At 42.4% G+C, this 15,454-nt stretch carries 6 protein-coding genes; all 6 read right to left on the bottom strand.

Annotated features, from left to right (window positions below; all coding sequences use genetic code 11):
* Positions 1 to 27: 27 nt before the first annotated feature.
* Positions 28 to 2,892, bottom strand: coding sequence for a TonB-dependent receptor (locus OCK74_RS11430; RefSeq protein ID WP_279297171.1), 2,865 nt, complete (start codon positions 2,890 to 2,892; stop codon positions 28 to 30).
* 764 nt (positions 2,893 to 3,656) lie between these two features.
* Positions 3,657 to 4,622 carry a helix-turn-helix domain-containing protein gene (locus OCK74_RS11425; protein ID WP_279297170.1) on the bottom strand — a complete coding sequence of 322 codons (966 nt, stop codon included), beginning with the start codon at positions 4,620 to 4,622 and terminating at the stop codon, positions 3,657 to 3,659.
* Between the two features lie 189 nt (positions 4,623 to 4,811).
* Positions 4,812 to 5,747, bottom strand: coding sequence for an alpha/beta hydrolase (locus OCK74_RS11420; RefSeq protein ID WP_279297169.1), 936 nt, complete (start codon positions 5,745 to 5,747; stop codon positions 4,812 to 4,814).
* A gap of 96 nt (positions 5,748 to 5,843) precedes the next feature.
* On the bottom strand, positions 5,844 to 9,221 hold the full coding sequence (locus tag OCK74_RS11415; RefSeq protein WP_279297168.1) for a glycosyl hydrolase: 3,378 nt from the start codon (positions 9,219 to 9,221) through the stop codon (positions 5,844 to 5,846).
* Between the two features lie 66 nt (positions 9,222 to 9,287).
* The gene (locus OCK74_RS11410) at positions 9,288 to 12,176 is read right to left on the bottom strand and encodes a TonB-dependent receptor (RefSeq protein ID WP_279297167.1); all 2,889 of its coding nucleotides are present in this window, start codon (positions 12,174 to 12,176) and stop codon (positions 9,288 to 9,290) included.
* A gap of 306 nt (positions 12,177 to 12,482) precedes the next feature.
* A complete protein-coding gene (locus OCK74_RS11405; protein ID WP_279297166.1) occupies positions 12,483 to 15,446 on the bottom strand; it encodes a glycoside hydrolase family 2 TIM barrel-domain containing protein in 2,964 nt (987 codons plus the stop codon).
* Positions 15,447 to 15,454 lie beyond the last annotated feature (8 nt).

The following is a 15,454-nucleotide window of genomic DNA, read 5'->3' as shown; positions in this document are numbered from 1 at the left end:
TAGTTAGCAGAAAATGAAAGGTTTGGTTTAAAACTTATAAGAAACAGTCAGGAAATAAGCACGAGGCATAGATCCTTGTGTTGCATATACAGCATCCGGGTTGGCCTTTATATATTCAGGAGTGAAACCCTGGCGATCCAATGCCATTGGAAAACCACCGGGACCAGACCATCCATATACGCCATAAGTATTGAACAAGTTGTTGACATTCGCCTGGAGTCCTACTCTTTTGGATACATCATATCCAATACTTAAATCAAACTGGCTAAAAGCAGGCATTCTGAATGCATTTAAAACGTTTGCCTGGCGAGCTCCCAGATAATTCCAATTTAAAGAAGCATAGAAATTATTGGCACTATAGGTAGGCGTCAATCCTAAGATCACACGTGCATTGTTATCAGTTTCATTACCTGAATAATCAGCCAGCACATCATCCTGTTTGCCAGGAGCGTTGGCAATCCACGTAGTGAACTCTGTTGCTTCAGAATGTTGAAGTGTCGCTATACCCCTTACGCTAAAATGATCGGTGAAGGCATAGTTGGCTTCTACCTCCAGACCATAAGTTTTATATTTTGCATATTGAACCGCTGGTTGATAGTTAGCACCATTTGTATCAGTAAACGTTTGCAAATTCGGAACGTTACTTAACTTACTATAAAAAGGCGTTACAAATAAGTTGAGTTTTCCTGTTTTAGCTTTAAATCCAAATTCTAGCTGTTCTGTTTTCTGAGCATCTGTATTGAGCGTCTGAATAGCAAAAGGTGTCAGCGCTGAGAAATAGTTTTTTATTTCAGGTGCTTTATTCCCATTGGAGTAACGGCCGTATATGGCAAACTGATCGTTTATCTTATAATTCAAACCAGCTGAATACGAAAAGGTGCTTACTGATTTGTCATAGTCTAAAGGAGTTCCGGCAGTTCCTCCACCATTATCATATAAAGTAAGTGGGTTTCCATCTCTTCCACCATAGGTTGGGTCGTTTACTTTTGAATTAGGCACATTGGGTGTATTGTTTCCTTTTACACCGGTATTTTCAAAACGCACACCCCAGTCAAGATTTAAGCGATCTGTCAACTGCCAGTTATGCCCGAAAAATAAAGCCATTTGTGTTTGAGTAGCATCACTTAAAGAAGACCCATTTCTGCCTACATCAACAATGCCATTTGGATCAGTTACCTGGTAAGTTTGGCCATCAAAACCTTGAAGTGTGATATCGGTCAGGTGTGGTTTATCTTGTATAGTACCAAAGCCTAAACCAAGATCTTCTTGTCCTCCTATACGGTCTACATTAGAATGAGCATAAAACCCGCCGAAAGTGAAATTCATGTTCTTTAGTTTCTTAGAGAAAGTAAACTGATCCATGAATTCATTGATCTTGAAATCTGAATAGAAAAGGGGCAGGAAGAATAGAGAATTCGGCTGCACATTGTTTCCAGGGAAGTTGTTGTTAGCACCAGGAATAAAATTAAATCCTGCAAACTGGCCATTCACAATATTTGGAGCCTGAGTTACGGTGCCCAATACCTGTCCTGTCACATGGTCTTTAAATGTATATGTACCAAACCTGCCCAATAAGTGTGGAATCGCATAAAAAACAATACTGGTTGTGCTGAAAGGGGTTACCACAGCTGGTGTATTATTGGTTGTACGTTTGGCTGAATAGCGAGCATCATTTTTAAAAGTCCATCCAGTTCCAAAGTTTTGTGTCCAGTTGAATCCAATAGCTTTATCAGTAGAATGTGTTTTATCCCTTGTGTCAAATATCCTGGTACCGGTATTGTTAATGGGTATCTGCATAAACATGTCCGGCAGGTAGTAAGAATCTGTTGTAGATAAACCAGGAACAACTTTAGGATTGTCCCATCCAATAGTTGGGATGAATTCCATAGTTGCATTGCGGTCGTTCAACATCTTTGCATAGAACTTGAAAGAGCCTGATTGGTAAGTTTTCACAACATTGGCTTTCACCTGGCCACCATTATTCATAGGATAACCCGGGTACCTAGGACCGTTGGAACGACGGTAAAATCCTCCTAAATTATAGGTCCATGTTTTATCCTTACTTAATGGCCCACCAAGATTTACATCTGCTCTATAGAATGGGTTCTTGCCATCCCCTTCCAAACCAAAACGCCCCCTAACTTCACCGCCGAATTTTGTTCCACCTGTTTTTGATATATAATTGAACAACCCACCGGGTGCATTCGCACCTAGAATAGAAGCAGTACCGCCTCTAACAGCCTCCACGGTCTTAATTGTGGCATCAGCTCTCAAGAAATAGTCGGTTGAAATGTTGACATTTGTAACAGGTAATCCATCTTCCTGCAGGGATGTATAAAAATATCCGTTAGCATTATCAATGGAACCAGCAGAGATGCCTCTTGAATAAACCGTATTGGCAACTTCGCCACGGGCATTGTTCACATAAACGCCTGGAACCTGGCGCAGCAGATCGGCAGCACTGCTGGGTGCGAGCCGGTCAATCTGTTTGCTGCTAATGGTAGAAATTGCCACGGAGGAAGACATTCTGGTACGTTTATCAAATACACCGGTGACCACCACTTCATCAACCTGTGCCACAGATTCTTTCAGAGCCACAATTACTTCTTTACCGGAAGTATATGGTGCCTCCATTGTTGTATAAGCAATATGAGAAATAATAAGTGTACCGCTACCTGGGACATTACTGAATGAAAAAGTTCCCTGTTCTTTTGTTGTCGTTGCTTTATTCGCGCCTTTAATTTTAACTGTAGCACCAGCAATGGGTTTGCCTTCCCCGTCGGTTACAGTTCCGTTGATACTCTCTGTTTGAGCGAAGCTTTGAATACTGAAAAAAAGAAGTACAATAAAGCCAATAGAATGCAGGGCAGACTTAAAGGAAGTTATAGTCATGGCAAAGCAAATTTTATCGTTATGGATTTCGTTTTGTTGGTTGATTTCAGAATTAAATGTCTTTAATCAACTCCTGTAAAATTAGATGGGAAGGAAGGGGTTTTGTTAGACAGAATCAGGACAATACTATGCAAAATCAGGAAACTTGCCGTTTTTGAGCAGGAATTTGCCGTCTTTACTCTTTTGATACAGGTATCTAGAGCAACCCCGTTATGTATACTTTTTACCATTTTCACGCTTTATCCTGGGCTTTGGGTGGGCTTTGGTAGGGAGTATCTAGGGAGTATCCTGGGAGTGGGTGGGCATGACGAATGATTCGAATCCGCCAGAGGCAGACAAGTTTGAATGAGGAATGACGAATGGAGTGAATGAGATGAGGATATCAGGGTATTGGTTGAGTGAAAAATGGTTTCTAGGCTCAGGTACGGCTAAAGTACGGCTCAGGTAGGGAGTAGGGAGGGATAAGTAGGGCTTCAATACGGGGTAGATATGGCTTAGGTACGGAGTAGATACGAAGTATATATGAAGTATCTAGGGAGCATATACGGAGTATGTTTACTATAACTTTACTATAAGTTTACTGTAAGTTTCCTATAAGATTACTATAAGTGCCATTGACGAATGGGAAGGAAGGGATACTGCCGGCATACACTTGCCTAGCTTTAGGTATACTGAATGTATACTGAAGCAACGAGGATGAATTTTCTAAACCTGGATTTGAGGAGTTTGGAAGGATCCGGAGGAAATAGAGGCTTTGGGCAAAATTACTCCGTTTGCCGGTATTGAGAGGGTGTGAGACTTGTTTTGCTTTTGAAAAACCTAGTAAAATCGCTGGGATCCTCTTTGCCGATCTTAAAAGCAATTTCACTGATGCTTAAGGTAGTTTGCTTCAACAAGGCCTTGGCTTCCAGGAGTACCATATCGCTTAGGAGGTCATGAGCGGACTTCCCGGTGGTTGCTTTTACACATTTATTCAGGTAATCAGGAGTAACTGACAGCAATTGGGCATATTCGGTCAGTAATTGCTTATCGTAAATATGTTGCACCAATGCATTTTTATATTGCTGGGTGATACGGGCCGCAGCATTTTCCTTTACTTTTTCCAAAGGTCTGGTAAAAGGCAGCAACTCCAAAAACAAAGTCAACAGGTAAGCACTTACCATTGTATAGTTGGGTTGGGTCGAAGCATGTTCCCGCTCGAGACGTAGCAGCACAGGAGTAATCGTGTCCACTAATTGTTGATCCACATTAACAAGTGGATTACCAATGAATTGCAAAAAAGAAAACTGGTTTAGGAAGCCAGGTTGCACAAAATTCCTGGTCAGTATTTCAGTATCGAAATGACAGTAATATCCTTTTGCATCCTGGCTATAACCTTCGTGCGTGGTAATTTGATAAGCTGGCAGGAAAAAGAATGTGTTGGCTGAAAACTCATACCGGTCCAGGCCTTTACTACGAATGCTGGTCCCCTGGGTCAAAAAAACAAAATCTGAAACGGTTTTACGGTGGGGAGCCAAGGGAAACTTTATATGATCCTTGGTGTCTTCAATTCTATTGATGTGAAATAGATTGACATGCCTCGTTTGAAACAATTGGACAATAGATGCTTCGAAATGGAACCAGTCCATTTCTGGGCCGCTTAGTATGGGTATTTGTTCGCTCTTTGAAGGCAAGCTCTGGGTTCTTAATGATTGAAGATACGAATCAATAAAGTCAAATGGCTGTCGCATGCAATTAACGGAAATATTTTAAGCTGAACAATAATTTTAAAGCCATATAACTGGCTCCAATGTTTGAACCCGATAATATATACCGCCTAACATCAGGAGACCAGCGTCTTGTATAAATTTTCTTCGATTATACATTTAAGTTATTTTGTAGTTGATGATGCGATCAGTTTACTTTCAAATGGATCCCGATTAGTGGTTACTAACAACTTTTTTCTCTTTAGAATCTGCAGGCATTAATAATCCTCTCATTCCCAGCCAATCACCAAAGCGCTCGATCCACTTGTCAACAGGAAGGTTTTGTTTGCGCATGCCAAAGCCATGACCCCCTTTTTCATACATGTGCAACTCTGCCACCTTCTTTGCAGCGATCCATGCATTGTATAAATTGGTGCTGTGCGATGCAAGTCCCAACTGATCATCCGAAGCAGCGCAAATAAAAAGTGGAGGAGCATCAGCTGGGACCGTTTGGTTTTTCAGTGCATTCATGTAGGGGTAAATTGGTGCTGCAAAATCAGGATGGCTTGCGGCATTACAATTGAACACAGTGCCCATGGTTACGGTACCACCTGCAGAAAACCCCATAAAGCCAATGCGTTTTGGGTTGATGTTATATTCTGCAGCGTGCGTTCGCACATACTCAATGGCTTTCAAGCCATCTGCAATGGCCATGTTAACGACACTGTCGTTTTCTTCGTCGAGCTTTTTAAAGTTGCCCGATTGCTCCAATTCGCCCATTTTTTTCATTATGGTACCAACAGGGTCATCGGTATCCATATGTACCAAACGATATTTTAAAACAAAAGCCGCCACGCCTTTCGAATTCAGCCATTTAGCAACATCAATGCCTTCGCTGTTGATGGATAATGTATGAAAAGCTCCACCAGGAGCAATGATTACAGCCGTACCATTTGCAGATGTTCGTGGTGGTAAGAAGGCTGTGAGTGTGGGCTGCACAACATTGTACACCACGGGAGATTTGAACATATTGTTGTTATTCTCTCTTTCCTGCCAATTCCAGTTTTCTGAGCCAGGTGCTTTGCCCGGATAGAGCTGAATAACTTTTTGTGCATTAACTATAGAAGCACAAAAAACAAATAAAAGCATTAAGCTATTTTTCCTATTCATAAACCTGGGATTATTTTACATAAAAAGAGGAAAACAGGTAATCAGTCTTAATTTTTTGTTTGGCCAATTACCTATTTTATTTACTTGTATTAAATTTTACTGTTGACTGAAAGAGATGATCTTCACCGGCCCTAATAAGCCTGAAGGCAGTAGTTTGTCTTCTGCTTTATAGAAAGGCATGGTTGTGTAAGTGATCTTGTTGGTAACACCAGGCTGTGCATCGCCAATCAAGCGGTTCACCCACAGGTTGGTGACCTTAATCTCGATTGTATTCTCTCCTGCTTTTACTGCATTAGTAATGTCCACATGGAAGGGCTTTTTCCATACCACACCCATTGTTTTTCCATTCACTGTTACTTCTGCCAGGTTCTTCACATCACCCAAGTCTAACCATAGCTGTGCACCCTTGCTGATGACATTAGCTTGTACATTAATGTTCTTTGTATAAGCTGCTGTTCCGGAAAAATACCTGATACCCGTATCACTGCTTTCTGTCCATGAAGTCAACTTGTCAAACGTTGCACGGGCAGGAGCCCCACGGTTGGGTTGAAAAGCTAATTTCCACGAACCATCAATAGTGGCCACCTCTTTTTCTATTACCTTGGGAAGGGTAACAACAGTTTTAGTTGCAGTGGCCTGGAATACTACAAATACAGCATCATTGGGCGTCAAGTTCAAGGAAACTGTTGTACGACCATTAGCAATGCTATAGGAGACAGCATCTGTCCTGCCTGTTTCCGGATGCCAGATCTGCGGAACTTTCACGCTTACCCTGAATGTAGCTTCTACAAGTTCGCTGCGGTCATTGCGGTTGTTGACCCAGTAAATATCTCCATCTTTGAGCTTGCGGTGAACATACAACAGCTTTGTATCGTTTTGTGATTTGGTGTAGGTAAAGTCAGGCTGGATGTTCAAGTCAGTCAATACTTCCTGGATAGACATCCCAGTATACACCTTCCCTATTACAGAAGCTTTAGATGAGTGTTGGGCTTTGCCCCATACCTCATTTACCAGGCGTTGAAACTCCTGCGGATCATCTTGTAAACTGGGTGTACTTTCCGGTTTTACACCACTAATCGTTGCTCCATCTTTTACCAGTTGAGCGATCTTTCGGAGTACAGGCAGAGACATTTTCCTGGCATTGCTATCTAGTACCAGCAGGCGGTAACTCATTCCACTGGGTGTAACCAATTTGCCATCTTTTACAGACAGTAGATGAATCAAGGCATCAGCATTGATGAAATCAAAGTTGTAGCCTTCAGACACAGCAGGTAATTTCTTACCAAACAAGGCAGTAATGTTGTTATCCTCTCCATAGTAGTACACCACATCGGCTACAAACTTGCCCTGTTGGAGCATGTAAGAGCTACGGGCCAAATAAGAAGTCCATGCTTTTGCTTGACCAGCCCAAGTCTCATGGCGATTGAACCATTGACCAAAAGGCCCCAGGCCCAAACCAGGCACCTTTTCATCTGAGGGCTGATGGACTGAGGTATGAATCACAAAACGATTCAGTCCACTAGCGAGCTCTAAATCAGCTGTAGGTTTCAACTTTTGCGGATCGTAGGACCAGGCATTGCCCATCAAACCAAAAGCTGTCAATGATTCTGCAGCCACCAGGTTCTGACCATAGATGTGTGCTACAGAAGCTGATTCACGTATATCTGCCTGGTGCATATTTTCTCCTCCACCAATACCATCAGGCGTCCACATTGCAGACATAGGCACCGCAGCGGTACGCTTTACCTCCATCCCATCTGCAATGAGTGCACGACCATTTTCATGCGATTCAGAATAGCGCTTCATGCCATACTGATTTAATATATTGGTCAGTCCATCATAATGATATTCTGCGACCATATCACTTAGTGTCTTTCGAAAATCAAACAAGAACTGCTCACTGGCCTGAGTGCTCTTAAGCACCTGACCTGTCAGTACCGGCATCCAGGGCAGCATACTATAGCCACGCCTTTTTTGAAACTCCTGTGGCAAGTTTGCAGTCCAGTTCTGTGCACCAGCTTCCCAGCTATCGGTGATCACATATTGCAAGCCACCTTTACTGCCCATTAGTCCACCTGTTGCCTCTTTGTATTGTTCCAGGTAATTGGTGAAATACTTTTTAATGGCTACAGGGTCCAGCTTATCTACTTCCAAACCCGTGGCTTCGGGTGAGGCCGGATGGTTTTCCTTTCCGATAAGCGAATAACCAAAGCGTACTACCTTCCAGTTGCCGGCAGGGGCCGTCCAGTTCAAAGTACCGTCAGCATTCAGCTTGTCGGTTATATCCATAATATCCTCCATTACAATGACATCCTGAGCGGCAGGCGTTGCCTTGGCGTCCAGATCCATGGCCGGAGCAAATGCGGCCTTTTCTTCTGCCCAATTGATGCGGGAGGAAGTATACAACACCAGTTCTGTGATCTGAGTACCTGCCGGCGCTTTAGGTGCTTCACCGCCCACTCCCATCATGGCGCCCAGATTGGGTGTCGGTGGCGGATTTTTAACTGTGACCCTGAAGTATTTGGCAGTCGTAGGCGGTATAGCGATGGTTTGCTGCAGTACATTACCAGCAGGGATATAACACACCCTTTTAAAATTCACCCCATCATCGCTCACTTCCAGGCTGCGGTTATCTTTGAACTCACCCAGCAGGCCAAAAGGTCCTTTATCGCCGCCTCCCATCATGGTGATGGCTTTAATGGTCTGTGGCTGAGGAAAGGCAAACTGTATCCAGGCAAAACCTTTTGCTGTATCTGACGGCAATAAATTGGAAACACCGATATCACCATCAGTGAGTTGGGATAAGTTAAACTGGCCGCCACTTGAGGTAACCACCACATTCAATTCGCTTAATGACTTGTCCGTCCCTGGCAGTTTATAAGCAAGAACAGCTATATCCTTATAAAAAGTTGGTGGTGTTTTGGGTTCTGCCTGTGACATGCCAAATTCCGGCTGTTTGAGTAAATTTTGAAAAGGTCCTGTTGTACCTGCAGGTTTGGCTAATTTGATGTTGGAGGATCCTCCCTTTATACGGGTTTCTGTCCACACCAGTTTCTTCATGCCATCTTCGGGAGTGACCCATGGACCACCACTTTCACTCCAACCCGGAGAACCGGCAATGGCCATTTCCAGTTTCAGCGAATCGGCAAGCTTTGTGGTATACCTGAATACTTCCTTCCACTCAGGCGTCATATAGGTTAAACGTTTCTCCACAATCTGTGGAGTCATCAATGCCGCATCAAAATTCTGGAAGCCGCCGATACCACTGCGATACATCCACTCCAGGTCTTTGCGGATGCCATCCTTGCTGATATTGCCATTCATCCAATGCCACCATACCCTCGGTTTGGCCACATTGGATGGATTCATAAAACCCTTCAGCAATGTATCTGTTTTAGTCTGCTGAGCATTGACAGAGGAAGTTGCTATTGATAATGAAATGATGAACAATAGAAATCTATGGAAAGTATACATAGTCTTTTGTACTTAAAGTAGGTTTGTAAAAATGTCCCGCAAATATGAATTTGCAGGACATGATGATCAGAACTTAAATGTAGCTGTCAAAAAATAAGCTCTTGCGGGAATTGCAACCGTTGAATAAGGCGCGTTTGGATTGGCCTTGAGCATTTCCTCCGTAAACCCTTGACGGTCTAAGTTACCAGGGAAAGTACCTGGACGGGACCAGCTCATCACACCATATTTATTTGTCAGATTATTGATGTTCAGGCTCAATTGTAAACGTTTGGTAACATCATAACCGGCAGCGAAATTAAACTGGCTGAAAGCAGGCAATTCAAATGCGTTGGCAACATTGGCCTGGCGGGCACCCAGATAAGACCAGTTCAGCTGTGCATAAAACTTTTCACGGTTATAGGAAGGCGTTACATTCAGAATCAGATTCGCATTATTATCGGTCTCATTGCCAGAAAAGTCTTTGATTTCATCATCGGCAGCTCCATTTCCATTTAAGATCCAAACCTGGTAGTCTTTAGCTTCAGAAGTCTGCACTGTCGCTACAGCACGAACATTAAAGTATTTCGCAAAACTATAATCGCCTTCCAGTTCTATACCTTTAGTAACGATCTTATTGAACAATGCAGGCGTCACATATACAGTACCATCATTATTATTTCCAAGTACCTGTTCCGGTACATTACTCAAGATGCTGTAGAAAGGAGTAGCAAATAAATTCAGGTTACTTCTTTTCATCTTCACACCCAGTTCCATTTGCTGAACCCTTTGATTCCTGGGTTCTAAATTGTCCAACTCCTCTTTTGTATCCAATCCATTAAAAAATCCCAGGTCCGGAGATTTTTTCCCATCCGAATAACGTCCATACAAGGAGAAATTGTTATTGAATTTATAGTTCAAACCAGCTGAATAGGACAATGTATTCATGGATTGATCATATGTGAAGAAATCAATTCCAGGTTGGTTACCAAGTGTTCCATTCGCATTATCATAGATCGTCAAAGGATTATTGTCCAACCCGCCATAAGTGGGATCACTTCTAAGTGGGTTGGCTACAGCCAAGGCATTGGATCCCTTTACCTTTACACGCTCATAGCGTATGCCCCAGTCCAAATTCAATTTATCATTCATTTGCCAGTTGTGTCCAAAGAAAAAAGCCAATTGGTCTTGTACAGGTTTTTGAGCAGATTGAGGAGCACCTATATTCATCATGCCATTTCCGTTGGTTACATCATACACTTTACCGTCCAATCCCGTCAGGGTTATATTTACGGATTGCGGATTGTTTTGAATCGTTCCTAAACTCTGAGCCGCGCCAAAGCCACCTAAGATATCGATATCCGAGTGCCCATAAAAACCACCGGCAGTAAAACTCATATTCTTCAACTTCTTCGTGAGGGAAAACTGGTCCAGCACTTCTTTTACCTGATTCCTGGAAAAAGCTAATGGCTGAAAGAAAAAGGAATTAGGTGAAATTTCTTTACCCGGGAAATTGCTATTCAATACATTGAAATTAAAACCTGCAAATTGCCCGTTGATGATGTTCGGTTTTTGCATTACGGAACCATATTCCTGCCCTGTAGTTGCATTACGGAAAGAATATGTACCAAAACGTCCCAATAATCCAAGAACAGCATAAGTAACCGGGTTATCCATAGACATTGGGTACACAACAGCAGTGGTGTTCCAATTGGATTCTTTATTTGAATAACGGAAATTGTTTTGGAATGTCCAGCCAGTACCGAAGCGTTGCTCCCAGTTTAATCCTATAGCACGGTCTATAGAATGGATCAAGTTATCCGAATGATAAGTCTCTATATCATTCGGATTGGAATTCACCAGAAAGCTCTGTGTAAGAGATGGCAGCAAAACAGAAGAATAGGGGCTAAAGCCTGAAGCCGGTTTAGGATCGGTAAAGCTAACGGTTGGTGTAAATTCGAACCAGCCATTGTGGTCATTCAGGTATTTGGCATAAAGCTTCAAGGAACCTGTCTTGTATCTTTTCAAGATGTTTGCTTTCAGCTGCCCACCCCTGTTTAGCGCATATCCCGGATCACGGGCACCTGTACCATAGCGATAGAATCCGCCAAGATTATAGAACAGATTGAGCTTTCTGCTCAATGGTCCTCCAATATTTACATCACCCCTGTAATAAGGATTACGGCCATTTCCTTCCAGGCCATATTTAGCTCGAACCTCACCTTCAAATTTTTCACCCCCTGTTTTGGAAACATAGTTGAAAATACCCCCCGGTGCATTGGAAGAAGTGATAGAAGCCGTTCCTCCACGGACTGCTTCCAATCGACCTAAGGTTGCATCAGGGCGGTTGAAATAATCCGGCCCGTAGTTCACATAAGTAGCATTGGTGACAGGTAAACCGTCTTCCTGCATAGATACATAATAGTATCCCGAAGCACCATCATTAGATCCTACAGAAACTCCACGGGAATACACCGTATTGCGAATTTCGCCCAGTGAAGAATTGACAAAAACCCCTGGTACATTTTTCAGTAAATCTGCAGCACTTGTTGGCGTGAGCCTGTTGATCTGTTTGGCCGAAAGAGTAGAAATAGCTACAGAAGCCTCCATCCTGGTACGCTTATCAAACACCCCAGTCACAATGACTTCATCGACAGCCGCTACGGACTCCTTTAAAGAAACGCTCACCACCTTGTCTGAAGCAAATGATGTTTCCATTGTAGTGTACCCAATATGGGAAACAATAAGTGTTCCATTAACAGATACATTATTAAACGAGAAAACACCGCCCTCTTTTGTAATGGCAGCTTTATTGGTGCCTTTAATTCTTACTGTTGCACCTACCATTGGTTTACCGTCCTGATCCAAAATAGTACCACTGACGTTACCAGTTTGAGCAAAACTTTGGGGACTGAAAAAGAGCAAAAGAACAATGAAGCCAATTGAATAGAAGGCCGCCTTAATGGAAGTTGAAGTCATGGCAAAGCAATTTTTTTCGTTTTTGTTTTCGTTTCGTTGGTTGATTACAGATATTCTTTAGCCATAATCAACTCCAGTAAAATTAGATGGGAAGGAAAGGGTTTTGTTAGACAGAATCAGGACAATACTATGCAAAATCAGGACATTTGATGGATTTACACAGGCACAATACAGTTCTTACTGTTACAGATAAAGAAAAGCCCACTGTGAAAACAGTGGGCTGAACGATTGCTCGAATTGCCATATGAAAAAACTTACTTCGACCTATTTACGAGAAACGGACTATGGTAAAGAATAAAAAACGAGTCATTGCATTGTCCCATAAAACTCCAAATCTTTTATGGCGGCTTTGCTTCTTTCAGGTTGTACATCAGAAATAGTGATCCTGACATATCTTACATTTTCATGGTTAAAAAACACGGGCTCATACTCTTGTCCGGAAACTTTTTTCTCACCTATTACATTTTTCCAATTCATTCCATCAGAAGAAACATCTGTTGAATAGGTATACCAATCACTGTCTTTTCCCCAAATAATCCGGCTGCCCATCAATGAATAACTTTTTCCAAAATCAATCGTTATCAAAGCCGGCAAATTATTCCGTTCAGAAGTCCATACGGTAGAAGAGTTATTGTCTATTAAACGCTCTAAGCCTTCATCGCTATTTACATTACTCCGCACTTTTATCATGTCCGGCGCAAGTTTGATAACAGGAAGCAACTTTTCAGATTGATTGTCTTTTGATGCAACAAAGACTTTCTCTTTATCATTCTTCCATTTTACATGCACACCATCCAGTAAATATTTCCCTTTATATGGAAGTGTTTTGATCATTGCTTTAGCAGCTTTCAGGCCCGGGCTGGTGGCAGTGATCACAATATTTCCAGGTTGGTTAGCAGTACGAATAAGCCCATAGCCAATGCCTCCTTCGGTTTGTTGGCTTGCCACACGAATACCTGGTGCATTGCCCCCTATCAGGGTTCCATTACCAGACACATTTAAATCGATTTTAAATGATTGCAACGGCTTTGTATTGGTAATAACTGCTCCGTTTTGATCACACACTTTAATATATACCGGCACCATGTCGCTACCATCTGCTACAGGCTTTATACCCCAATCAGCAATCTCTATTTCAAGGTGGTCAGCTTTCCCCGGTGTTTTTACAACATGCCTTTTTACCACTTTACCATCCATGATTCCCTCGGCTTTCAACTCTCCAGCAAGGTACCTGCCGGTTTTAAAACTATAATACGGACTTCCACCTTTGGCAGCAATAAAAGCAGCTGTACCGGCATTTTCTTCTCTTGTCATTTCACCTAAAAGTCTATTGTTCCGGTATAGTCTCACTTTATCGCAATTGGAAAAAACCACAATGTTTGAATCCAGGTCAGGACGGCTATTATAACCGGCTATAAATACCATTGGCCCATAAACAGGATTTCTTGCGTCCTGCATAGCCTGTAATTGATAATAGCCGAATTTCTCATAACGGTCTATATCCACTACACCGCTAAAAGCTGTAATCGAATCAGAGCCTCTTGTATAGTCATTAAAGCTCCACAAAAAATATCCGCCTATTCTTTCGTTGGCATCCAGCTTTGCATGATCCCAATAGCCACCCTCAGCTTCCAGCATAGTTCCGTTCAATGCATTTTGCCGCAGCAGGCATTGGGCTAAAAGCCCTTTCGCTGTGTAGATCCGTGATGCGCGCAGACTGTTTTCCCGCTTAGGATCAGCAATCCATGTATCTCCCCACTCCCGTGTCAGCGATGGCATTCCAGGCATAGGATCAGAGCCATCTTCATTAATCACTTTATAACTAACATCATAATACTTTCTCCCTTTGGCAAAAAAATCATCCGAAGTAAACATCTGGTCATTGGGCATTTCTTCATGAGCAACCCTTACAACTTCTTTAGCCCAATAATCAGGAGTGGGTGATTCGTTCAACGATGTCTCCCATAAAAACACAGAAGGCCGGTTGCGGTCTCTTCGTATCATTTCCCGGACTTGCTGATAGGTTCTTTTTATAAATACTGAATCCTTATTGAAAAATTGCCAACCCGGCTGGCATTCTATCACCAGCAAACCAATTTCATCACAGGCGTCCAGAAAAGCCGGAGATTGCGGGTAATGTGCCGCCCTCACTGCATTAAAGCCGCCTTTCTTAATCTGCAAGGCATCCCGCAACTGCATAGAGTTCGCAGCTGCATCTCCAATATTCTGAAAACTCTGATGGCGGTTGGCACCTCTCAGGTAAAGCCTCTCTCCATTAATATAAAAACCATCAGCCTTTCCAGTTGGTGATTTGAAAGAAATCGTTCGGATGCCGATACGTGTCACCTTACTGTCTGATGATTCCGCACCCTTATACACCTTGGATAAAACATGATATAAATAAGGATGGTCAGGATGCCACAATTGAGGTTTTAAGACTTCAAGTTGCTGAACAAATTCTTTTTCATCTGACAATAGGTCTTTAATTGCAGACCTTGCTACTTCATTCCCTTCTTTATCCCTGATGCTTGTAATCAATGTTACCGGAGTTGTATCCCTGGTTTGATTTACAATATGAGTTTTAATAATTATTTCCGCTTTCTCTTTGCTAACTTTTGGATAGGTAACAAATACCCCTCCACCGGCAACTTTATTGGCATCAAGCGGGTCTGATATATACAGTTTATTAGTAGCCATGAGTGAAACATCCCTATAGATACCACCGTAATAATTAAAGTCCAACCTTGACTGTGCTTTACCAGGCGGGGTCATCGGGTCATCCATGTTAGATACACGAACAGCCAAAACATTATTACCATCAAATCTCACTTTACCCGTTATATCAACAACAAACCCAAGATATCCTCCGTAATGAGCAGTCAATTTTTCTCCATTGAGGAAAACATCACAGTTCATCTGCACACCGTCAAATTTCAGGGTTAACCTTTTGTTCCGGTATGAATTGTCCATTCTGAAATACCTGCGATACCATCCTATGCCCTGGTAAATATGATTACCTCCATTATGCTTTTTTTCAAGCTGCAATGTGTGAGGGATACTCACCGCCCCCCAATCCTTATCATTAAAGTCTATTGCTTCAGCGCCTTTAACATCTCCTCTGAAAAAAGCCCAGTTGGTATTCAGGTTGAATATGCCATGAAAAGATTCATTGGAGCTATTGCTGGGGAAATCGCGTTGGTTCTGACCAAAGCTGCATTGAATTGTTTGAACAAAAAAGACAAGGAATATTATTACACGGAAGATGTTCATTTTAGAAT

The sequence above is a fragment of the Paraflavisolibacter caeni genome (genome assembly GCF_025628885.1).
GTDB lineage: Bacteria > Bacteroidota > Bacteroidia > Chitinophagales > Chitinophagaceae > Flavisolibacter > Flavisolibacter caeni.
The sequence above is the reverse complement of the archived record's forward strand: the minus strand, read 5'-3'. Positions and strand labels throughout refer to the sequence as shown.

Coding starts and splice junctions, on each gene's coding strand:
- OCK74_RS11430 (WP_279297171.1), bottom strand. CDS start 2,892: ATGACTATAACTTCCTTTAAGTCTGCCCTGCATTCTATTGGCTTTATT.
- OCK74_RS11425 (WP_279297170.1), bottom strand. CDS start 4,622: ATGCGACAGCCATTTGACTTTATTGATTCGTATCTTCAATCATTAAGA.
- OCK74_RS11420 (WP_279297169.1), bottom strand. CDS start 5,747: ATGAATAGGAAAAATAGCTTAATGCTTTTATTTGTTTTTTGTGCTTCT.
- OCK74_RS11415 (WP_279297168.1), bottom strand. CDS start 9,221: ATGTATACTTTCCATAGATTTCTATTGTTCATCATTTCATTATCAATA.
- OCK74_RS11410 (WP_279297167.1), bottom strand. CDS start 12,176: ATGACTTCAACTTCCATTAAGGCGGCCTTCTATTCAATTGGCTTCATT.
- OCK74_RS11405 (WP_279297166.1), bottom strand. CDS start 15,446: ATGAACATCTTCCGTGTAATAATATTCCTTGTCTTTTTTGTTCAAACA.